This is a genomic window from Jiella sp. M17.18 (assembly GCF_041027365.1).
Taxonomy (GTDB): Bacteria; Pseudomonadota; Alphaproteobacteria; order Rhizobiales; family Rhizobiaceae; genus VKMB-3413.
Map to the genome: position 1 here is coordinate 272,941 of NZ_JBFTEH010000006.1, position 21,681 is coordinate 294,621.

Below are 21,681 nucleotides of genomic sequence, written 5' to 3' on the forward strand. Positions count from 1 at the left end.
TCAGCCCCGCTTGGTGAGGTGCCAGTGGAGGACGGGCATCGCCGGCCTGAAGCCGCGATAGGGTCCGACCTTCTCGGCCTTTTCGACGCCGATCCGCATCAGTTCGCCGCCGAGCCGCGCCTGGAGGTCGAGGAGGATCGCCTCGGATTCCAGCGTCACGGCATGGGCGACGATGCGCCCGCCGGGCTTCAGCGCCGCAAAGGCCGCGTCGAAGACGCCGTCGGTGAGGCCGCCGCCGATGAAGATCGCATCCGGCGCCGGCAGCTCCGCGAACGCCTCCGGCGCCCGCCCCTCGACGATGACGAGGTCCGGCACGCCGAGCGTAGTGGCGTTCTCGGCGATCATGTCGAGCCGCTCCGCCTGATGCTCGATCGCGATCGCGCGGGTGCGCGGGGCGGCGCGCAGCCATTCCACGGCGATCGAGCCGGAGCCCGCGCCGACGTCCCAGAGCATTGCGCCCGGCAGCGGCTCCAGCGCGGCGACGGCGAGCGCGCGCAGCACGCGCTTGGTCATCTTGCCGTCGTGAACGAAGGCGTCGTCCGGCAGGCCCGGCACGGTCGGGCGCGGCGTCGCGGCCCGGCCGGCGACGCATTCGACCGCGACCGTGTTCAGCGCCGCGCCATGGTCGAGATCGAAGCCGGCGGCCGTCGTCTCGCGGATAGCCTCGCGGGCGCCGCCGAGATGCTCGCAGACGGTGAGCCGGCTCGGCCCGAAGCCGCGGGCGGTCAAGACGCGCGCGATCTCGCGCGGCGAGGCCGCGTCCTCCGAGAGGATCAAGAGGCGGGCGCCGGGCGCCAGATGCCGGGCGACGGCCTCGACCGGCCGTCCGTGCACCGTCAGGCAGGCACAGTCGGCGAGACCCCAGCCGAGCCGTGCGGCCGCCAGCGAAAAGGCGGAAGGCGTCGGGATCACCGTCATCTCGTCCGGCGTCAGATGCCGGGCGAGCGTCGCGCCGACGCCGAACCACATGGGATCGCCGGTGGCGAGCACCACGGTCGGCGTGCCCGCATGCGACAGGAGCTTTTCAAGTCCGTCCGCGAAGGGCTTGTCCCAGAGAACCGTCTCGGCCTCGGTCTCGCCGAGCATGGCGAGGTGCCGTTCCCCGCCGAAGACGAGGGTCGCCCGGTCGAGCGCCGCCAGCGCCTCGGCGGTGAGGCTCGAAAGGCCGCTGTCGCCGATGCCGATCACCGTCAGCCAGGGCGCGTCGGCCGCCGGGCACGGCGCCGCGTCATCGTCCGGTTCGGATCGGCCGGCGAGCCAGGGGCGGACGGGATCGGTCATCCCAGGCCCTTCGCCAGCGCGTTGACCGCCGCCGCCGCGAGCGCGCTGCCGCCGCGCCGGCCGGACAGGGTGACGAAGGGGATGCCGCGGGAATCGGCTGCCAGCGCCGCCTTGGCTTCCGCCGCACCGACGAAGCCGACCGGCAGGCCGATGATCAGCGCCGGCTTCGGCGCCCCCTCGTCGAGCCGTTCCAGGAGGCGGAACAGCGCCGTCGGCGCATTGCCGATCGCGACCACCGCCCCTTCCATCAGATCGGTCCAGAGATCCACCTGCGCCGCCGAACGGGTCGTCTCCTCGCGCTCGGCAAGGCGCCGGGTGCGCGGATCGGTGAGCCGGCAGACGATCTTGTTCTGCTGCGGCAGGTTGGCGGAGATGATGCCGTGCGAGACCATTTCGGCATCGCACAGGATCGGCGCACCGGCGGCGAGCGCCGCCCGCCCCGCTTCCACCGCGCCTTCCGAGACGACGAGGTCGCCGACGATGTCGGTCATGCCGCAGGCGTGGATCATGCGGATCGCGAGATCGTGCGCCTCCTCCGGCACGCCGGAGAGATCGGCTTCCTCGCGGATGATCCGGAAGCTCTCCTCGTAGATCGCCGCGGGGTCGCGCAGATACCCTCGCGTGGGCGCCACGGCGACGGCCGGCTCGTCCAGGCTGTCGTCCACCACCAGCTGGCCGAGGCCGGCGATCCAGCCTTCCTCCAGAAGCACGGCGCGGCGCTCGTCCTCGGACAGGTCGTGCGGCGCTTCGAGCAGCATGGCGAGGCGGCCGTCGGCATCGACCCTCGCGAAGAGTTCGGCGAAGAACTCGACCTGTGCCTCGTCGAGGCAGGACTTGTCGCCCTTCTCGATCGGCAACAGGCCGGGATAGATCTCGGCGAGCACGATCGGCGCGTCGAGGTTGTCGGCGAAATTCGTCTCGAACGGCCAGATCGCGACCTTGCCGGCGAATTCCGGATCGCGGCGCAGATGCTCCAGCCGCGCGATGCCGGTGATCGCCTGGCTGCCGACCGAGCCCGCGAAGTTCAGCTTCCAGACCGGCTGTGCCTTCGCCGTGCGCTGCTCCGCCAGCCGGAACTCCGGCATGGCGTCGGGATAGGGATCGGGCTTGGCCACCGACAGGCCCGGGATCTCCTGGTGCATCGGCCGGCCCCAGTACATCGGCGCAAAGGCGAGCTTCTCGCGGTTGAGGCGGCCCGTGACCTCGAAGCGGTTGGAGAAGTTGTCGTCGCGGTCCTGCATCGCCTCGGCGAAATAGGCCCAGAGCGCCTGCCAGTTCGCTTCTCCGGTGATCGCCGCGGCGGCGCCGCCGGGATAGCCCATCGGGAAGTCGAAGCCGGCGATGACGCGCTTGTCCTCGGCGAGGGCGTCGCGGAAGAGCTGCCGCAGCTTTGCCATCGCCGCCGCGCGCGTCGGCGGGTTGACCGTCTCCACCAGCGTCAGGTCGCGGCCGTTCCGCTCGACCAGGGAGATCCAGATCGAGTCCTTGCCGGTGGTCGGCGTGTTGGAAGCCGACCAATCAACGATCGCGTAACGGTCGAACAGGGCTGTCATCAGCGGCTCATCGAACGAGGGCCGAGCGGGTGCGCGGCATGGGGATAGGGGTGATGGTGATGACCGTGCGCGCCGTGACCATGCCCGTGACCATGCTCGTGATCGTGGCCGTGCTCATGGGTGTGGGCATGATCGTGCGCGTGATCATGGCTGTGGTCGTGGTCGTGCGCGTTGTGGAGATGGTCGTGCGCGTGGGCACCGGCGCCATGCGAATGGGCGTGACCGTCGCCGTGCGCGTGCGAATGCTGGTGCCCCTCGCGGGCGGCGACGTCGGCCGCCCGGCAGGCTCCGGTGCACACGTCGTCGCAGAGCGCGCAGTCGGCGGCCGAGCCGATGCCCTCGACGTGGTGGTGGTGGCTCTCCTGCGCGAGCCCGACCTCCGCCTCGAAGCCCAGCACCTGCTCACGGTACTTGCACATCTGGCAGTTCATGTTGCCGGTGCCCTCGATGATCTCGGCGAGCCGGTCGACGAAGGTCTCGACGACGAGGTCGTGCGCGCCGAGATAGGAGGCCTTGAGGAATGTGATCTCAGGATGGCGCGCCGCGACGATGTCGGTGTGCTCGTAGATCCGCCGCACGAGAACGCCGGTGAAGAGGAAATAGGGAAAGACGACGATGCGTCTGTAGCCGAGGCGGCTCGCATGTTCGAGGCCCGGCTCGACCAGCGGGAAGGTGACGCCGGAATAGGCCGTCTCGCCCCAGCCGAAGCCGAGGCCCTCCCAGAGCATGCGCATCACCTTGGCGACGTTGGAATTGGCGTCGGGATCGGAAGCGCCGCGGCCGACGACCACGAGCATCGTGTCGTGCAGCGGCTCGCCGTCGCGCCAGCCGTTCGCCCTGAGGCACTCGCGGATGCGCTCGCCGGCGGCGCGGACCATCTTCGGGTCGATGCCGAGCTCGCGGCCGTATTCGATGGTGACGCCGGTCTGCGCGGCATAGGTGTTCAGCACCGAGGGAATGTCGTTCTTGGCGTGGCCGGCGGCGAACAGCATGCCGGGCAGCGCCTGGATCCGGGTCGCGCCCTGCTCGCGCAGCCGGTCCAGCCCGTCGCGGATGATCGGCTTGGCGAATTCCAGGTAGCCATAGTCGGTCGTCCAGTCCGGCAGCCGGGCCTTCAGCTTCTCCGCCAGACCGGCGAACTCGGTCACAGCTCCCTTGTCGCGGCTGCCATGGCCGCACAGCATCAATGCCTTCATGAGATCGCCTCCGTCTCTTTCCTTCGACGCCGGAGGAGCCGCCGCCGATGGGAAGACCGGCCGGCGAGTCTGTCCGACAGCTTCCGTCTTGGCCCCCTGTTTGGGTCGGCCGCACCGGAATGGCTCGCAGCCCGTCGCGCGGGCACCGTCAGTGAGAGGCAAGGCCTAGATGGGATTTCGCGCCGGGTCAAACGACAGGTGCGGCGAGCGCTGGATCGTGGTGCCGGTCGAGGCGGCAAGACGTTTCGGGTCCGGTCACAAAGCCGCTGCGCTGCGCTATGAAGAAGCGCACGGAGCGCCTCGCCCCGGACGAGGGAGTGCGCCGGCCGCCCGGAGAGAGGATGCGACGATGGACGAGGCAAAACTCGACGCGCTGCGCCGGCGCTTTGCCGGCGACAACGAGCGGCGGATCTACGACGAGGGCTTCGCCGCGGTCGCCGGCCGCCTCTTCGATCCGAAGGGGACGCGCGTCGCGCCCTATGCGGGCCTGCCGACGCTGCTCGACGTGCCCTACCGCGCGATCGACTGGGCGGCGCCCGATTTCGCCGGCCTCGACGTCGCGATGATCGGCGTGCCGATGGATCTCGGCGTCACCAACCGCAACGGCTCGCGCTTCGGGCCGCGGGCGCTGCGGGCGATGGAGCGGATCGGGCCCTACAACCACGTCCTGAAGACCATGCCGACGCACGAGATCGCCGTCGCCGACATCGGCGACGTGCCCTTCCGCTCGCGCTTCGACCTTTCGACGTCGCATCAGGACATCGAGGCAACCGCGGCGAAGATCGCGGGCGTCGGCGTCCTGCCGCTCTTCGTCGGCGGCGACCACTCCATCTCGCTGCCGATCCTCAGGGCGCTCGGCGCGCAGCGGCCGGTCGGCATGATCCACATCGACGCCCATTGCGACACGTCCGGCCCGTTCGACGGGTGCAAGTTCCACCATGGCGGTCCGTTCCGCCAGGCGGTGCTCGACGGCGTCCTCGACCCCGACCGCACGATCCAGATCGGCATCCGCGGCTCGTCCGAATATCTCTGGGAGTTCTCCTTCGAGAGCGGCATGAGCGTCATCCACGCCGAAGAGATCGCCGGCCTCGGCATCCCCGCGATCGTGGAGCGCGCCCGCACAGTCGCGGGTGACGGCCCGGTCTACGTCTCCTTCGACATCGACAGCCTCGACCCGGCCTTCGCCCCCGGCACCGGCACGCCGGAAATCGGCGGTCTGACGACGCGGGAGGCGCAGGCCCTCCTGCGGGGCCTTGCCGGCATCAACATGATCGGCGGCGATGTCGTGGAGGTCGCCCCGCAATACGACGCGACCACCAACACCGCCCATGCCGGCGCGCAGATGCTGTTCGAACTCCTCAGCCTCGCCCGCCTGTCACCGGCGCTGCGCGGGCGAAGCTGACGCCGTCCTCTGCCCTCAGCGCTTGAGCTCGGAGATGCCGCCGTGGGCGGCGGACCATGCGAGCGGAGCCTTCAGGAAGGCTTCGACTTCCTGGAGGACGGTCTCGGGGAACCGGCCCTCGGCGCGGCAGACAGCGAGGATGTCCCACCAGGTCGCGAGATAGTGCAGCCGCATGCCGGCCGCCTTCAGCCGGTCGGGCGTATCGGGGAAGATGTCGTAGTAGAAGATCGCGAAGGTGTCGGTGACGCGCGATCCCGCCTTCTCGATCGCCTCGGCGAACTTGATCTTGCTGCCGCCGTCGGTCGTCAGGTCCTCGACGAGGAGGACGCGGGCGCCCTCCTTCAGCAGGCCCTCGATCTGCGCGTCGCGGCCGAAGCCCTTCGGCTTCTTGCGGACGTACTGCATCGGCAGGCCGAGCTTGTCGGACAGCCAGGCGGCGAAGGGGATGCCCGCCGTCTCGCCGCCGACGACGCTGTCGAACTGCTCGAAGCCGCAGTCGCGCACGACCACCGAGGCGGCGAAATCCATCACCGCCGAGCGCACGCGCGGATAGGAGATCAGCTTGCGGCAGTCGATGTAGACCGGGCTCGCGAGCCCCGAGGTGAACGTGTACGGCTCCTCGGGGCGGAAATGCACCGCCTCGATCTCGAGCAGCATCTTCGCGACGATCTCGGCGATCACCGCCCGGTCCGGAAAGGTATTCGAGAACATCGGCTGGCCTCACGGGTTGGGATGGCGTCCCGCTAGCAAGATCGCGCCGGACTGGCTAGCGCGCCGGCACACATTCCCAGTGGATGGGGAAGATCGGGTCGAAGACGGTGATCGCGCCGCCGTCGAAGGGGACCGTCGCGGGATAGGCCACCGGCTCCGGCCGGCGCACCAGCGTCACCTCTGCCGTGTTCGGCTCCATCCGGTAGAAGGCCGGGCCGTTGAGCGACGTAAAGCCCTCCAACCTGTCCATCGCGCCCGCCGCCTCGAAGACCTCGGCGAGGCAGGCCATCGCGTTGATCGACGAGAACACGCCGGCGCAGCCGCAGGCCGCCTCCTTCAGATGCGTCGGATGCGGCGCCGAATCGGTGCCGAGGAAGAAGCGGGCGTCGCCGGACGTCGCCGCCTCGACCAGCGCCAGGCGATGGCTCTCGCGCTTGGCGACCGGCAGGCAGTAGTAATGCGGCCGGATGCCGCCGGCGAGGATGGCGTTGCGGTTGATGATCAGGTGGTGGACGGTGATCGTCGCGGCGGTGTTCTCGGCCTGCGACCGGACGTAGTCGACGCCGTCCTTGGTCGTCACATGCTCCATGACGATCCGCAAGGCGGGGAAGCGCTGCCGGACCGGCGCGAGCACCCGCTCGATGAACACGGCCTCGCGGTCGAAGATGTCGATGTCGGGATCCGTCACCTCGCCGTGGACGCAGAGCGGCAGGCCGATCTCCGCCATCCGCTCCAGCACCGGATAGACGCGGGCGACGTCGCGCACGCCGCTCTGCGAGTTGGTCGTCGCGCCGGCGGGATAGAGCTTCACCGCGGAGATCAGCCCGTCGCGGAACCCCTTCTCCACGTCGTCCGCATCGGTCGTCTCGGTGAGGTACAGCGTCATCAGGGGCCGGAAGTCGTGGCCGTCCGGCAGCGCCGAGAGGATGCGCCGGCGATAGGCCTCGGCGTCGGCCGTGGTGACGACCGGGGGCACGAGATTGGGCATTACGATCGCCCGGCCGAAATCCTTCGATGTGTGGGGAAGGACGGCCTCGAGCACCGCGCCGTCGCGAAAATGCACATGCCAGTCGTCCGGGCGTCTGATCGTCAGGGTGGTCAAGAAGCGGGGCTCCAAAGGAAATACGTCGAACCTGCCTGCGCGCGCGGCACCACCCGACCCCATCGGGGATCGAGGCGGCCCGGCGACGATGGCTGCCTGCCGGCAGCGTCGTCCGCGGCGCGTGGCGGCGGCGTGACCGTCGCACGCCGTGCCGGCCGGGCGCAACTCCTCGGCCAACCGATCCGCGCCGGGCGCGGTGTCCTTCGCCATCGCCCGCAGCGGCGCCGGCCGGTTCGGGGCGGCAGGCCGCCCTCGTGCCTGCAGGGCTTTCCCGACCGCCAGCCGCGCCGCTGTCAATCGGCGACCGAGCCGCGCATCCGCTTGATCTGCGAGCGGCCCTTCTTCGCCTTCAGCCGGCGCTCCACCGCGCCCTTGGACGGCTTGGTCTTCTTGCGCGGCGGCGGTGGCGGCTTCAGCGCTTCGCGCACCAGCTCGGCGAGGCGCTCGCGCGCATCCTCGCGGTTGCGCTCCTGCGTGCGGAAGCGCGAGGCCTCGATGAGGATCTCGCCCTCCTTGGTGGCCCTGCGGCCGGCGAGCCGCAGCAGCCGGTGGCGGGCCTCCGGCGACAGCGCCTCGCAGGTCGCCGCCCGGAAGCGCAGTTGCACGGCCGAGGAGACCTTGTTGACGTTCTGGCCGCCTGGCCCGCCGGCCCGAATGAACTGCTCCTCCAGATCGCCGGCCGGGATGGCGATGCGATTGGAGATCCTCAGGTCGTTGTCGTCGGCCATGTCCCGCATCCCCTGCCGCGTCGCGCCCGCGCATCCTTGTGGAGGCACGCGCCCCGCCATCATCCACGCCGCGGCGCCGGATCGCAACGCCGGCCACAACGCGAAAGGCCCGCGGCGGGAGCCGCGGGCCTTCCGAAAACCAGTCGCCGAAAAAATGACTACTCTGCTGCCATCGGCAAGGCAGGCGCCGCCTGCATCACCTCGGCATCCACCGCATCGGCGAACTTCTCGAAGTTCTTGCTGAACATCTCGACCAGCTTGCGCGCCTGGCGGTCGTAGGCGGCCGGATCCGCCCAGGTAGACCGCGGATCGAGGATGCCGCTGTCGACGCCCTCCACCGCCACCGGCACCTGGAAGCCGAAGTTCGGATCGGTGCGGAACTCGGCGTCCTTCAGCGACCCGTCGAGCGCGGCGGCGAGCAGCGTGCGCGTCACCTTGATCGGCATGCGCTTGCCGGTGCCGTAGGCGCCGCCGGTCCAGCCGGTGTTGACCAGCCAGCAGTCGGTGCCGTGCTGGGCGATGAGGTCGCGCAGAAGGTTGCCGTAGGCCGTCGGGTGGCGCGGCATGAAGGGCGCGCCGAAGCAGGTGGAGAAGGTCGCCTCGGGCTCGGTGACGCCCTTCTCGGTGCCGGCCACCTTGGCGGTATAGCCGGACAGGAAGTGGTACATCGCCTCGGCCGGGGTCAGCTTGGCGATCGGCGGCATCACGCCGAACGCATCCGCCGTCAGCATGATGATGTTGCGAGGATGGCCGGTGCGCCCGTTCTCGCTGGCGTTCGGGATGAAGTGCAGCGGATAGGCGGCGCGGGTGTTCTCGGTCAGCGAGCCGTCGTCGAGATCGGGGGTCCGCGCCTTGTCCAGCGGAACGTTCTCCAGCACCGTGCCGAAGCGGCGCGTGGTGGCGTAGATCTCAGGCTCGGCCTCGGCCGACAGGCGGATCGTCTTGGCGTAGCAGCCGCCCTCGAAGTTGAAGATGCCGTCCTCGCCCCAGCCATGCTCGTCGTCGCCGATCAGCGTGCGTTTGGGATCGGCCGACAGCGTCGTCTTGCCGGTGCCGGACAGGCCGAAGAAGATCGCGGCATCGCCGCCCGGCCCGACATTCGCCGAGCAGTGCATCGGCATGACGCCCGCCTCCGGCAGCGCCCAGTTGAGCGCGGTGAAGACGGATTTCTTCATCTCGCCGGCATAGGTCGTGCCGCCGATCAGCACGATCTTGCGGGTCAGGTCGACGCCGATCACGGTCTCCGAACGGCAATGGTAGCGCTCCGGATCGGCCCGGAACGTCGCAAGGTCGATGATCGTCATGTCCGGCACGAAGGACGCGAGTTCCGCCTCGCTCGGCCGGATGAGGAGGTTGCGGATGAACAGCGCGTGCCAGGCATATTCGGTGACGACGCGCACCCTGATGGCGTTCTTCGGGTCGGCGCCGCCGATCAGATCCTGCACGAAGAGATCGCGGCCGCGGGCGTGCGCCTTGAAGTCGTCGTAGAGGCGCTCGAAGTCTTCCGGCGCCATGGCGTTGTTGTTGTCCCACCAGACGGCGTCCTCGGTGGCCTCGTCCCGGACGATATACTTGTCCTTCGGCGAGCGGCCGGTGTGCTTGCCGGTCGTCACCGTCAGCGCGCCGTGCGCGGTCAGCTGCCCCTCGCCGCGGCGCACCGCGGTTTCGACCAGCTCCGCTTCCGAAAGGTTCCAGCGCAGCGAGGCGAGGTCCGAGAGCCCCGTCGTCTCGATGCCGCTCTGCGGATTTCTCGTCCCGATCTCGTCCACCTGTCCGTCTCCCTGAAGCAAGGCCGCGGCGCCCGCCACTGTCTCATCGCCGTCTTAGATATTGAGAAGCGGCGGTGCAGACAAGTGCATCAGACGAATAATCTTAACGAAAACAGGGTATTAATCGATTTAGGCGAGTTGATGGATGATCTAATCGTTTCGATGCTTGGTTTGCACTGCGGCAGAATTGTCGGGCTTCTAGGATACCAGCCTGCGACGGACCGGCGACGACCGGCCGAAGTGCCACGAATGGATCGGAACGACAATCGGCGGGCCTGGGCCGCGCCCCTTCCAGGTCGAGGTAGCGGCTCTCAGTGCTTCGGGTTCGCCGGACCGGGTGGCCCACCCGCGCGCATCGCCGCGCACCACCGGCAGAGGTCGGCGAGGAAGCAGGTCTCGCATCGCGGCCGCCGCGAGACGCACACCGCCTTGCCGAACTGGATCAGCCAGAAATGCCCGTCGCGCTTCGCCCAGTCCGGCGCCCGCTCCTCCAGCTGGCGCGCGGTCTCGTCGGCGGTCCGGGCTTCGGTCAGGCCGAGCCGGTTGCAGACGCGATGGACATGCGTGTCGACGGCGATGACGGCCTCGTCGAAGGTGAAGCTGAGGACGATGTCGGCGCATTTGCGGCCGATGCCCGGCAGCTGCATCAGCCCCGCGCGCGTTCGCGGCACGACGCCCTCATGCTCGTCGAGCAGAACCCGGCAGAGCCGCACGATGCTCTTCGCCTTCATGTTGTAGAGGCCGCAGGGCTTGATCGCCTGGGCGATCGTCTCCTCGGAAAGCGCGGCCATCGCCTCCGGCGTCGTCGCCAGAGAAAACAGCGCCCTCGTCGCGGCGGCGGTGTTGACGTCGCGGCTCTGCGCCGAGAGCAGGCAGGAGACGACCGAGCGGAACGGGTCCGGCTGGTCCTTCGGCCCCTTCGCCGTCGCGGTGCGGCCGGGCATGTGGTCGCGAAGACGGCGGAAGGTCTCTTCGGTCTCGGCGGGGGTCACGAGCATTCTCCATTCCACGGATGGCTGGAGATGGTTCGGTCGTGCGGATAGCCAACCAACAGCGCCGGCGCGAATTGACCCGCCCCTGCCGATCCCACATAGTCGCGAGCACCAGTCGTTCCTGAGGCGTCGCCCCATGCAGCACTCGACCATCATCGTGCGAGCGGAGTGGGATGACGAGGCAAAGGTCTGGGTTGCGAGCAGCGACGATGTTCCGGGGCTCGCCCTCGAGAGCGAAAGTCTCGAAGCGCTGCAGAATCGCGTTCTGGGCGCGCTGGAAGACCTGATCGAATTCAACGGTCTGCAATTTGAAACGCCGGAAATCCCGGTGCATTTCATCGCGGAGCAGATCGCCCGGGTGCCGAACCCGGCCTATTAGAGATGGTGGACTTCACGAAGCCGTTGAAGGAACTGCTTCTTGCGGCCGGCTGTCGCTTCCATCGGCAGGGAAAGGGCGACCACGAGATCTGGTACAGCCCGATCACCGACCGCTACTTCACCGTAGACGGCAAGATCAAGTCGCGTCACACCGCGAATCAGTCGCTGAAAGACGCAGGCCTGCCGAAGTCCTTCTGAGAAGACGGGACGATACGCCCCTCACTCCCGCGCGAGCAGGCCGCATTCCCAGCCGAGCATCGCGCGCTTGCGGGTGATGCCCCAGTGATAGCCGGTGAGCGCGCCGGACTTGCCGAGGACGCGGTGGCAGGGGACGACGAAGGAGACCGGGTTTCGCCCGACCGCCGCCCCCACCGCCCGCGCCGCCTTCGGCGCGCCGATCCGGCCGGCGATGTCGGAATAGGTCGTTGCCTGCCCGACCGGAATCGACAGCAGCGCCTCCCAGACCCGGATCTCGAAGTCGGTGCCGATGAGGACGACGCGCAGCGGACGCTCGGAACGCCAGTTGACGGGGTCGAAGATGCGCCCGGCATAGTCGCGCGTGCGGTCGGGGTCGGGCGTGAAGGTCGCCTTCGGCCAGCGCCGGCGCATGTCGGAAAGCGCCGCCCGCTCGCCGCCCTCCCCGGGCTCGGCAAAGCCGATGCCGGCGAGCCCGCGATCGGTCGCGACGACCAGCGTCAGGCCGAAGGGCGTCGGGTGGAAGCCGTAGGCGAGGTCGATCCCCTCGCCCTTCGCCTTGTAGCTGCCGGGCGAGACCGCCTCGTGCTTGACGAAGAGGTCGTGCAGGCGCGACGGGCCGGAGAGGCCGACCTCGAAGGCGGCGTCGAGCAGCGAGGCGCCGTCCGACAGGAGCCTTCGGGCATGGTCGATGGTGACCGCCTGCAGGAAGGCCTTCGGCGTCAGGCCGGACCAGCGGCGGAACACCGCCGTCAGCGCCTCCTCGGACCGGCCGAGCGCGTGGGCGATCTCGCTGAGGCTCGGCTGGCGATGGTACTCCGTCGAGATGAACTCGATCGTCCGGCGCACCGTCTCGTAGTCGGAGAGCGCGTCGTGCGAGCCGACGACCTCGGGCAGCGGGCGGGCGGTTTCGAAGCTTTGCGGCATGAAGGACAACATGGCGGATCTCCCTTGTTGCCGAAGAATGCGCCCGGCCCGCGGTCGCCGCCACCCGTTTTCTGGCTGAGATCACGCCAGAGCCAGAAGCCCGTCCCGATGCCGGCCTATGGCCGCCAGAAGCCGCATGTCTGCCGCAAGAGCACGGCCGAGCCCGTCCGCCCTCAGCCGGCGAGGAAGTCCTCGCGGGCCGGCGTGAACACGTCGATCAGCACGCCGCCGGTCTCGGTCGTCGTCGAATGACGCGCGTTCGACGGCACGATGACCGCATCACCCGCCCGGATCGTGCGCGTTTCGCCCGCGATCGTGTAGGCGAAGGTGCCGGACATCACGTAGGACGACTGGAGATGCGGGTGCGCATGCTCGGCGCCCGCTCCGCCCGGCTCGAACGCCACTTCCACCACCATCATCTCAGGCGTGTGCGAGAGAATGCGGCGGCGGGTCAGCGCGTCGACCTGGACCCACCCGCCGGGCGCCGTCGATGCCGTCCCGGTCATGTCAGCTGGTCTCCTGTCCGTCGGCATAGGCCTTCGCCGTCGCGGCGGCGCCGCGCTCGAGGAGCATGGCGAGCGCCCGGGTGACCGGACGGGCGAACGCCGGATCGTCCCTGAGGTCGCGGCCGAACACCGCCTCGACGCCGAGATAGGCCGCGGCCAGCCGCTCCGCATCGCGCCCCGTCTCGTCGGCGATCGCCTTCAGCCGTGCGGCGAGCGGGTCCTTCACCTCGATCGGCGCGCCGGTCTCGTCCACCGCCGTCACGTAGCGCATCCAGGCGGCGACGCCGAGCGCCAGGCGGTCGAGGGAGGCGCCCGCCGCCAGCCGGTCGCGGACCGTGCCGAGGAAGCGCTGCGGCAGCTTCTGCGAGCCGTCCATGGCGATCTGCCAGGTCCGGTGCTTCAGCGCCGGATTGTGGAAGCGCTGGACGAGGGCGTCGCGATAGCCGCCGAGATCGGTGCCTGGCATATCGAGCGTCGGCATCACCTCCTCGGTCATCAGCTGGCGCACCAGGCGCTCGATCGCCGGATCGGCCATCGCCTGCGACACCGTCTCGTAGCCCGCGAGATAGCCGAGATAGGCGAGCGTCGAATGCGAGCCGTTGAGCATGCGCAGCTTCATGCGCTCGTAGGGCTCGACATCGGCGACCATCTCGGCGCCGACGGCGGAAAAGTCGGGCCGGCCGGTGGGGAAGCGGTCCTCGATCACCCATTGGGTGAACGGCTCGGTGACGACCGGCCAGGCGTCCTGAAGCCCGAGCGCCGCGCAGATCTCCGCCGTCTCGGCCTCGGTCGTCGCCGGCACGATCCGGTCGACCATGGTGCCGGCGACCGCGACGTCGGTCTCGACGAAGCGGGCGAGACCGTCATCCAGCAGCGCCGCATACTGGGACATGATGCGGTGGACCGTCGGACCGTTGGCCGGCAGGTTGTCGCAGGGCATCACGGTGAACGGGACGATGTTCGCCGCGCGCCGGCGCCGCAGCGCCTCGACGAGCAGGCCGGGGGCGGAGGTCGGCGCCCGGGGATTGGCGAGGTCCGCCTTCACGTCCGGATGCTCCGGATTGAGATCGCCGGTCGCCGGATCGTGGCAGTAACCCTTCTCCGTCACGGTCAGCGAGACGATGCGGATCGCCGGGTCGCACATCGCCTCGAGCAGCGCCTCCGGGTCCTCCGGCGCGACGTGGATTTTCTGGATCGAGCCGACGACGCGCAAGGCGGTGCCTTCGCCGGAACGGACTGCGACCGTGTAGAGATCGTCCTGCGGCTTCAGCGCGTCGCGCATGTCGGCGCGCCGGAGCGATGCCCCGACGATGCCCCACTGCGGATCCGATGCCAGCAGGTCGTCGACATAGACCGCCTGATGCGCCCGGTGGAAGGCGCCGACGCCGAGATGGACGATGCCCGCCGTCACGGCGCGCGGATCGTAGGCCGGCCGCTGCACCGCGTCCGGCAGACGGGAGAGGGTCTGAAGCGACAGTCGCTCGGATGCACTCATCGGAACACGCTCGGCAGCCAGAGGGAGATCGCCGGGACGTAGGTCACCAGCATGAGCACGGCGAAGGCCGCGAAGTAGAACGGCCAGATCATCTTCATCGCCCGGCCCAGCGAGATCTTGCCGACCGCGCAGCCGACGAAGAGCACCGTGCCGACCGGCGGCGTGCAGAGGCCGATGCCAAGGTTGAGGATCAGGATGACGCCGAAATGGACCGGGTCCATGCCGTAGGACTGCACCACCGGCAGGAAGATCGGCGTCGTGATGATGATCAGCGGCGCCATGTCCATGAAGGTGCCGAGGAACAGCATCAGGATGTTCAGGAGCAGGAAGATCAGCACCGGCGAGTGCGTCAGCGACTGCATGTAGTCGATCAGCTGCGCCGGGATGCGCAGATAGGCGAGCAGCCATCCGAAGGCGGCGGCCGAGCCGATGATCAGGAGCACCATCGCGGTGGTGCGCACCGCGCCGAGCGTCGCCTCGACGAACTCGCGCCAGCCCATCGAGCGGTAGACGAATACCGTCACCAGGACGGCGTAGACGATGGCGATGCAGGAGCTCTCGGTGGCGGTGAAGACGCCCGAGCGCACGCCGCCGAAGATGATGCCGATCAGCATGATGCCGGGAATGGCGTTGAGCGCCGTGCGGCCGATATTGCCCCAGCCGGCGAAGGGGAAGGTCGGATAGTTCCGCTTCTTGGCGACGTACCAGGCGACGGTGATCAGCGCGACGGCGAGCAGCAGGCCGGGAAGGATGCCGGCGGTGAAGAGGTCGGCGATCGAGATCTTGCCGCCGCCCGAGATCGAATAGATGATCATGTTCTGCGACGGCGGGATCATCAGCGCGATCAGCGCCGAGAGGCAGGTGACGTCGACGGCGTATTCGATGTCGTAGCCCTTCTCCTTCATCTGCGGGATCATCAGGCCGCCGATCGCCGAGGCGTCGGCGACGGCCGATCCGGAGATGCCGCCGAAGAGCACGGATGCGGCGATGTTCACCTGGCCGAGGCCGCCGCGGAAATGCCCGACGAGGCTCGCCGCGAGCCCGACGAGGCGGCTGGCGATCTCGCCGCGCACCATCAGGTCGCCGGCATAGATGAAGAACGGGATCGCCATCAGCACGAAGACCGAGACGCCGGCGCTCATGCTCTGGAAGACGATCAGCGGCGGAATGCCGATGTAGAGAACGGTCAGCAGCGAGGCGATGCCGAGGCAGAAGGCGATCGGCGTGCCGATGATCAGGAGGAAGACGAAGCTTCCGAACAGGATGAAGCTGGTCATCTCAGGACGCCGTGTCCATGTGCTGGAAATCGGGATATTCGTCGCCGGCGCCCTCGAGCCCGGCAAAACGGCGGGCGATGCGCTCCAGCGAGAAGACGGCGATCAGGATGCCGCCGACCATCAGCGGCAGGTAGGTGATACCGGTCGGAATGTTCAACGCGGGCAGCTGGTCCGCCCAGGTCCCCACGACGAGCGCGTCGCCGTACCAGGCCATGGCGCAGCCGAAGAACACGGTCGCCAGGTCGCTGATCGTCATGAAGACCTTCTGGACCGACGTCGGAAGCACCACCAGAAGCACGTCGAAGCCGAGGTGGTAGCCTTCGCGCACGCCGATCGCCGCACCGAGGAAGATGAACCAGCCCATCAGGATGACCGACAGGGGCTCGGTCCAGGACGGCGAGGCGTCGAGCACGTAGCGCGCCCAGACCTGCCATGCCGTGAAGACGGTCATCAGGACGAGACCGATACCGGACAGCCACAGCGCGGCCGTCGATACGACACCGAGAAACTTCGCTAGCGCTCGCAAGGCGTCTGCCCTTTCGGCGGAAAAGTCGGCGGCTCCGCGGGTGTGCGGAGCCGCTGGATCGTGGCGTGAGCCTTACTTCTGCGTATCGCGGATCCGGCTGACCAGATCCTTCAGGGCCTGCGTCGTGATGAACTTGTCATAGACCGGCTGCACCGCCTTGATGAACGGCTTGACGTCGACCTCGTTGACCTTGACGTTTGCGGCCTTGATGACCTTCTTCGACTGCTCTTCCCGGGCGTCCCAGAGTTCGGACATCTTCTTCTGGGAATCCTGCGCTGCCTGGCGGACCGCCTTCTGGTCGTCCGGCGACAGCTTGTCCCAGGAGACCTTCGACATCATCACGACCTCGGGGCACATCGAGTGCTGGTCGAGCGAGTAGTAGGGCGCGACCTTGTAGTGCTGCGAGGACTCGTAGCTCGGCCAGTTGTTCTCGGCGCCGTCGATCAGGCCGGTCTGCAGGCCGGAATAGACCTCGCCATAGGCCATCGGCGTCGGGTTGGCGCCGAGCGCCTTGACCATGTCGAGGAACAGGTCCGACTGCTGCACGCGGATCTTCAGGCCCTTCATGTCGTCGAGCGTCTTGATCGGGTGCTTGGTGTCGTAGAAGGAGCGCGCGCCGGAATCGTAGACGGCGAGGCCGATGAAGCCGTGCGACTTGAAGGAGTCGAGGATGTCCTGGCCGATCTTGCCCCACATCACGTCGTGCATGTTCTGCTTCGAGGTGAAGATGTAGGGCATGCACGGCACCAGCGTCTCGGGCACGATGCCGTTCAGCGGCGCGAAGTTGACGCGGTCGATGTCGATGACGCCGAACTTGGTCTGCTCGATCGTCTCCTTCTCCTCGCCGAGCTGGTGCGAGTCGAAGACCTGCATGTTGATGCGGCCGTTGGTCCGCTCCTTCAGGAGCTGGCCCATGTATTTCAGTGCCTGGACCGTCGGATAGTCGGCCGGCTGGGTGTCGGCCGCGCGCAGCGTGATCGACTGCGCGTGCGCGGCGGCGAGGCTGCCGGCGAGCGTCGTGGCGACGGCGAGCGCCGCACCGAAGGTCTTCATCATGCCCATGTCTTTCCTCCCGGATGTGAGCGGCAGCGCCGCGGTCAGAGCCTGTAGGCCTGTTTGGCCAGGCGGTAGGTGAGATCGCCGGCGACCTCGAAGGCCTCGTCCTCCGCGAGACGCCCCGAGGTCACGAGGCCGGCGAGATAGGCGCAGTCCACCCGCCGGGCGACATCATGCCGGGCGGGGATCGAGGTGAAGGCGCGCGTATCGTCGTTGAAGCCGACGGTGTTGTAGAAGCCGGCGGTCTCGGTCACCGCCTCGCGGAACCGCATCATCCCTTCCGCGGAGTCGAAGAACCACCAGGGCGGCCCGAGCCGCAGGCAGGGATAGACGCCGGCCAGCGGCGCGAGCTCGCGCGAATAGACCGTCTCGTCCAGCGTGAAGAGGATCAGGGTGAAGTCCTTCTCCATGCCGCAGACGTCGAGCAGCGGCTTCAGCGCGGCGACGTAGTTCGTCGGCTGCGGGATGTCGAAGCCCTTGTCGCGGCCGAAACCCTTGAACACCTTGTCCGAATGGTTGCGGAAGGAGCCGGCGTGGATCTGCATGACCATGCCGTCCTCGACCGAGAGCTTCGCCATCTCGGTCAGCATCTGCGCGCGGAACAGTTCCCGATCCTCGGCCGAGCCGGTGCCGCCCTTGATCCGGTCGTAGAGCGCCGAGGCCTCGGCGGACGACAGGTTCGCCGTGCGCGCGGTCGGATGGCCGTGGTCGGTCGCCGTCGCGCCGTGGTCGCGGAAGAAGGCCCGCCGGTTGCGGTGCGCCTCGATATAGCCGGCGAAGGTGCCGGTGTCGCAGCCGGAGATTTCCCCGAGCGTCTTGAGGTTGTCGGCAAAGCCGGCGAAATCCGGATCGACCACCGCGTCCGGCCTGTAGGTGGTGACGACCTTGCCCGTCCAGCCGCTCTCGCGGATCTGGCGGTGATAGCGAAGATCGTCGAGCGCGCTTTCGGTGGTGGCGATCGCCTCGACGCCGAAGCGTTCGTAGAGCGCGCGCGGCCGGAAGGCGTCGGTCTTCAGCTTTTCGGCGATGTGGTCGTAGTAGCGGTCCGCCGTCTCGGCCGAGAGCCGGACGTCGAGGCCGAAGAGGTTCTGGAAGGTGTCGTCCAGCCAGAGCCGGGTCGGCGTGCCACGGAACAGATAGGAGTTCTCGGCGAAGCGCCGCCAGATCTTGCGCCCGTCGGTCTCGACCGGTGATCCGTCGGCCGAGGGCACGCCGAGTTCGGCAAGGCCGACGCCCTGCGAGACCAGCATGCGGAATATGTAGTGGTCGGGCACGACGATGAGATGCGCCGGATCCGGGAAGGGCTCGTTCTCGGCGAACCAGCGCGGCTCGGTATGTCCGTGCGGCGAGATGATCGGCAGCGACCTAATGCTGTCGTAGAGCGCGCGCGCCATCCTGCGGGTGCTCGTCTCGGCGGGAAACAGCCGGTCGTCGTCCAGAAGCGCCATGGAAATCCTCCCCGTCCGGCGGCATCCGGCGGTCTTGCGACGGCCGCCTCCGACGTCATTGCGAAAATTCTGGTATGGTAGTATCCGAAAGCTGTCAAGAGGACTTGGAATGACCGTCGAGCTGGCCCTTTCACCGCCCCCTGCCCCGCTTCGCTCCACCATGGCGGATGCCGTGTACCAGGATCTGCGCCGGGCGATCCTGGAACTTCGCCTGAAGCCGGGCATGCGGATTTCGGAGGCGGAGATTGCCCGGCAGATGGGCGTCTCGCGCCAGCCGGTGCGCGAAGCCTTCATCCGCCTCGCCCGCATCGGCTATCTGAACGTCCAGCCGCAGCGGCGCACCGAGATCGTCAAGATCTCGGTCCAGGAGGTGCTGAACGCCCGCTTCATTCGCGAGGCGCTGGAAGTCGCGGTGGTGCGGCGCGCCTGCGAGGGCGACGGGACCGATCTCATCGAGCGGCTGACGGAGAACCTCGCGCGACAGCACGAGTCGCAGGATTTCGACGACCGGCGCGAATTCCACCGGCTGGACGACATGTTCCACCGGCTGATCGCGGAGGGCGCCGGCTGCGGCTTCGCCTGGGCGCTGATCGACGAGCAGAAGGCGCAGCTCGACCGCATGCGCTTCCTGACGCTCTCGTTCGGGCAGCCGGCGGTCTACGACGACCACCACGCGATCTTCGAGGCACTGAAGGCGCGCGACGCGGACGCCGCGGAGGCGGCGATGCGGGTCCACCTGACCCGCATCATCGCGCATCTCGAACGGGTGAAGGTGGAGTATGCGGAGTATTTCGAGGATGACGGGAAGCGGGCCGGCCAGGCTGCGGGATGAGGCGTCGCGGCGGCGTGTCGCCGGCCGATGGCCGCCGCCGCGCGGCCATGCCGCGATGACGGGAAGCCTCTGACGACCGAAAGCGGGCCAAGACGCAAAAACCCCGCCGGTCGGGCGGGGTTGGGCAAAACGGACATTGGTTGCGGGGAGAGGATTTGAACCTCTGACCTTCAGGTTATGAGCCTGACGAGCTACCGGGCTGCTCCACCCCGCGCCAAGTCCGAGGCGCTTCGTCAGCGCCTGCGGTGACAGCGATATATGCGACAGTTCGGTGAATGTGAAGGGGGGTCAGGCGGAAAATCGACAAGCACGAAACCGCCGCCCCATCACACATGCGACGGACCGTCCTTCATGGCTGCCGCGCAGCCTAACAGCCGCTTGGAGCCGTGGAAAGCCGAATCCGAATCAGCTGCCGCCGACCGCGCGGCGGCCCTGTCGACGCAGGGATGCGGCGGTCCGCGCCGGGATGAGCCGAGGAGCCAGGCCGGCCGATCTCTGTGCTCCCGATCCGGACATGCGCCGGCCCCCGCGGGCGCACGGCGGCGTGTCGCCGGCGGCCCAGCCGCTTCAACGCGAAGGCCGCGCGCCGCCTCGCCGCTCTATTCCCGCAGCTTGCGCCGCAGCACCTTGCCGACGCCGCTCTTCGGCAGCTCGTCGCAGAAGGCGATCTCCTTCGGCCGCTTGTAGCCGGTGAGGTTGTCGCGGCAGAAGCTCTGCACCGCCTCGGCGCTCACCGTCTCGTCCTTGCGGACCAGGAACAGCTTCACCACCTCGCCCGAGCTTTCGTTCGGCACGCCGATCGCGGCCGCCTCGACGATGCCCGGCATGCGCAGGACGACGTCCTCGACCTCGCTCGGATAGACGTTGAAGCCGGAGACGTTGATCATGTCCTTCTTGCGGTCGACGATCCGGAAGAAGCCGGTCTCCTCCATCAGGCCGATGTCGCCGGTGCGGAAGAAGCCGTCGGCGGTCATCGCCTCGGCCGTCTCCTGCGGCCGGTTCCAGTAGCCGGCCATCACCTGCGGCCCGCGGATCGCGATCTCGCCGGTCTCGCCGGCCGCAAGCGGCTTGCCGTCCGGATCGAGGGCGGCCATGTCGGTGGAGGGCAGAGGCAGGCCGATCGTGCCGGTATAGTCGCTGCGGTCGGTGCGGTTGCAGCTCGCGACCGGCGAGGTTTCCGACAGGCCGTAGCCCTCGCAAATGCCGCAGCCGGTGACCTTCTTCCACAGTTCGGCGGTGCCCTTCTGCACCGCCATGCCGCCGCCGACCGAGAGCTTGAGGCTCGACCAGTCGAGACTCTTGGCGTCGGGGTGGCGGGCGATCGCCGCAAACAGCGTATTGACGGCGGGAAAGCACTGGAAGCGGAAGCGCCGGATCGCCTTCAGGAGCGCCGGGATGTCGCGCGGATTGGGGATCAGGATGTTGGCGCCGCCGGTGCGCATCGACAGCATCATGTTCACCGTGAAACCGAAGATGTGGTAGAGCGGCAGCGCCGCGACCGTCAGCATCTGCGTGCCCTCCGGCACACCCTTCAGGGCCGGCTGCCACCACAGTTCCGACTGCAGCGCATTGGCGACGATGTTCCCGTGGGTGAGCGTCGCGCCCTTGGAGATGCCGGTCGTCCCGCCGGTATATTGCAGCACCGCGACGTCGGAAAGATCCAGCGCCGCCTCGGAGAAGCGCGCGCGGCGCCCGGTGGCCATCGCCTGGCGGAACGGGATCGCGTCCGGCAGGTCGTAGGCGGGCACCGCCTTCTTCACCCGCCGCAGGACGAAGTCGACGATCCAGCCCTTCGGCCGCGGCAGGAGATCGCCGACCGAGGTCGTGACGATCGTTGTCAGCCCCGCCTCCCCGGCGCAGGCGGCGACCGTCGCGGCCATGTTCTCGAGCACGAGGATCGCGGTGGCGCCCGCGTCCGTCAGCTGATGCGACAGCTCGCGGGGCGTATAGAGCGGATTGACGTTGACGACGACGCAGCCGGCCCGCAGCACCCCGGCCACCGCCACCGGATACTGCAGCACGTTCGGCATCATCAGCGCGACGCGGTCGCCCTTCTTCAGCCCGCGCGCCTGCAGGAAGGCGGCGAAATCGCGCGAGCGGCGATCGAGCTCGGCGAAGGTCATCGCCCGGCCCATGAAGTGATAGGCGATGCGTTCGCCGTAGAGACGGAACGCCTCCGCCATCAGGTCGGACAGCGAGCGATAGTCATAGTCCGGAAGTTCCGGCGGAACTCCCTCCGGATATTGGGCGAGCCAGGGTCGTTCCATGCGTTGTCGTCCTCCCGTTCGCCATCATCGATAGCGCGTC

20 protein-coding genes and 1 tRNA gene are annotated in these 21,681 nt (G+C 68.4%); 4 read left to right on the top strand and 17 right to left on the bottom strand.

Features of this window, described 5'->3' with window-relative positions:
- The 3 genes from cbiE to AB5S17_RS13730 all read right to left on the bottom strand — a co-directional run bounded on the left by cbiE (position 1) and on the right by AB5S17_RS13730 (position 4,030).
- The gene (cbiE, locus tag AB5S17_RS13720; protein ID WP_369240248.1) at positions 1–1,281 is read right to left on the bottom strand and encodes a precorrin-6y C5,15-methyltransferase (decarboxylating) subunit CbiE; all 1,281 of its coding nucleotides are present in this window, start codon (positions 1,279–1,281) and stop codon (positions 1–3) included.
- Entirely contained in the window at positions 1,278–1,913 is a 636-nt protein-coding gene (locus AB5S17_RS13725; RefSeq protein WP_369240305.1) for a precorrin-8X methylmutase, read from the bottom strand. The genes cbiE and AB5S17_RS13725 overlap by 4 nt, the downstream gene beginning before the upstream one ends.
- Before the next feature lie 920 nt (positions 1,914–2,833).
- The gene (locus tag AB5S17_RS13730; protein ID WP_369240249.1) at positions 2,834–4,030 is read right to left on the bottom strand and encodes a sirohydrochlorin chelatase; all 1,197 of its coding nucleotides are present in this window, start codon (positions 4,028–4,030) and stop codon (positions 2,834–2,836) included.
- Positions 4,031–4,379: 349 nt separating this feature from the next.
- Here AB5S17_RS13730 and speB point away from each other — a divergent pair, with 349 nt between their 5' ends.
- Positions 4,380–5,432 carry an agmatinase gene (speB, locus tag AB5S17_RS13735; protein ID WP_369240251.1) on the top strand — a complete coding sequence of 351 codons (1,053 nt, stop codon included), beginning with the start codon at positions 4,380–4,382 and terminating at the stop codon, positions 5,430–5,432.
- 15 nt (positions 5,433–5,447) lie between these two features.
- On the opposite strand, the gene AB5S17_RS13740 is transcribed toward speB, so the two are convergent.
- The 5 genes from AB5S17_RS13740 to nth all read right to left on the bottom strand — a co-directional run bounded on the left by AB5S17_RS13740 (position 5,448) and on the right by nth (position 10,740).
- Complete coding sequence (locus AB5S17_RS13740) at positions 5,448–6,143, bottom strand: orotate phosphoribosyltransferase (protein WP_369240253.1); 696 nt, start codon at positions 6,141–6,143, stop codon at positions 5,448–5,450.
- 55 nt (positions 6,144–6,198) lie between these two features.
- The gene (gene pyrC / locus AB5S17_RS13745) at positions 6,199–7,245 is read right to left on the bottom strand and encodes a dihydroorotase (RefSeq protein ID WP_369240255.1); all 1,047 of its coding nucleotides are present in this window, start codon (positions 7,243–7,245) and stop codon (positions 6,199–6,201) included.
- A gap of 293 nt (positions 7,246–7,538) precedes the next feature.
- Positions 7,539–7,973 (bottom strand): alternative ribosome rescue aminoacyl-tRNA hydrolase ArfB, encoded by a 435-nt coding sequence (gene arfB, locus AB5S17_RS13750; protein WP_369240257.1) that lies wholly within the window; start codon positions 7,971–7,973, stop codon positions 7,539–7,541.
- A gap of 158 nt (positions 7,974–8,131) precedes the next feature.
- Positions 8,132–9,742 (bottom strand): phosphoenolpyruvate carboxykinase, encoded by a 1,611-nt coding sequence (locus tag AB5S17_RS13755; RefSeq protein WP_369240259.1) that lies wholly within the window; start codon positions 9,740–9,742, stop codon positions 8,132–8,134.
- A gap of 311 nt (positions 9,743–10,053) precedes the next feature.
- Positions 10,054–10,740: an endonuclease III gene (gene nth / locus AB5S17_RS13760; protein ID WP_369240261.1), complete on the bottom strand. Its 687-nt coding sequence runs from the start codon at positions 10,738–10,740 to the stop codon at positions 10,054–10,056.
- A gap of 130 nt (positions 10,741–10,870) precedes the next feature.
- Here nth and AB5S17_RS13765 point away from each other — a divergent pair, with 130 nt between their 5' ends.
- The gene (locus tag AB5S17_RS13765; RefSeq protein WP_369240263.1) at positions 10,871–11,113 is read left to right on the top strand and encodes a DUF1902 domain-containing protein; all 243 of its coding nucleotides are present in this window, start codon (positions 10,871–10,873) and stop codon (positions 11,111–11,113) included.
- A 2-nt stretch (positions 11,114–11,115) separates the two neighbouring features.
- Positions 11,116–11,310 (top strand): type II toxin-antitoxin system HicA family toxin, encoded by a 195-nt coding sequence (locus AB5S17_RS13770; protein WP_369240265.1) that lies wholly within the window; start codon positions 11,116–11,118, stop codon positions 11,308–11,310.
- A gap of 21 nt (positions 11,311–11,331) precedes the next feature.
- Here the strand turns inward: AB5S17_RS13770 and AB5S17_RS13775 are convergent, their stop codons facing one another.
- The 7 genes from AB5S17_RS13775 to uxaC form a co-directional block, all read right to left on the bottom strand.
- A complete protein-coding gene (locus AB5S17_RS13775; protein ID WP_369240267.1) occupies positions 11,332–12,246 on the bottom strand; it encodes a methylated-DNA--[protein]-cysteine S-methyltransferase in 915 nt (304 codons plus the stop codon).
- 161 nt (positions 12,247–12,407) lie between these two features.
- Positions 12,408–12,740, bottom strand: coding sequence for a cupin domain-containing protein (locus AB5S17_RS13780; RefSeq protein ID WP_369240269.1), 333 nt, complete (start codon positions 12,738–12,740; stop codon positions 12,408–12,410).
- A 1-nt stretch (position 12,741) separates the two neighbouring features.
- Entirely contained in the window at positions 12,742–14,235 is a 1,494-nt protein-coding gene (locus AB5S17_RS13785) for a mannitol dehydrogenase family protein (RefSeq protein WP_369240271.1), read from the bottom strand.
- Complete coding sequence (locus AB5S17_RS13790; RefSeq protein ID WP_369240273.1) at positions 14,232–15,512, bottom strand: TRAP transporter large permease; 1,281 nt, start codon at positions 15,510–15,512, stop codon at positions 14,232–14,234. The genes AB5S17_RS13785 and AB5S17_RS13790 overlap by 4 nt, the downstream gene beginning before the upstream one ends.
- Before the next feature lies 1 nt (position 15,513).
- Positions 15,514–16,038, bottom strand: a complete 525-nt coding sequence (locus tag AB5S17_RS13795; RefSeq protein WP_369240275.1) for a TRAP transporter small permease — start codon at positions 16,036–16,038, stop codon at positions 15,514–15,516.
- 72 nt (positions 16,039–16,110) lie between these two features.
- The gene (locus AB5S17_RS13800) at positions 16,111–17,091 is read right to left on the bottom strand and encodes a TRAP transporter substrate-binding protein (protein WP_369240307.1); all 981 of its coding nucleotides are present in this window, start codon (positions 17,089–17,091) and stop codon (positions 16,111–16,113) included.
- Between the two features lie 44 nt (positions 17,092–17,135).
- The gene (uxaC, locus tag AB5S17_RS13805) at positions 17,136–18,542 is read right to left on the bottom strand and encodes a glucuronate isomerase (RefSeq protein ID WP_369240277.1); all 1,407 of its coding nucleotides are present in this window, start codon (positions 18,540–18,542) and stop codon (positions 17,136–17,138) included.
- A gap of 109 nt (positions 18,543–18,651) precedes the next feature.
- Here uxaC and AB5S17_RS13810 point away from each other — a divergent pair, with 109 nt between their 5' ends.
- Positions 18,652–19,374, top strand: a complete 723-nt coding sequence (locus AB5S17_RS13810) for a GntR family transcriptional regulator (protein WP_369240279.1) — start codon at positions 18,652–18,654, stop codon at positions 19,372–19,374.
- Positions 19,375–19,511: 137 nt separating this feature from the next.
- On the opposite strand, the gene AB5S17_RS13815 is transcribed toward AB5S17_RS13810, so the two are convergent.
- Positions 19,512–19,588, bottom strand: a tRNA-Met gene (locus tag AB5S17_RS13815).
- A 385-nt stretch (positions 19,589–19,973) separates the two neighbouring features.
- On the bottom strand, positions 19,974–21,641 hold the full coding sequence (locus AB5S17_RS13820; protein ID WP_369240281.1) for an AMP-binding protein: 1,668 nt from the start codon (positions 21,639–21,641) through the stop codon (positions 19,974–19,976).
- Positions 21,642–21,681: the final 40 nt, after the last annotated feature.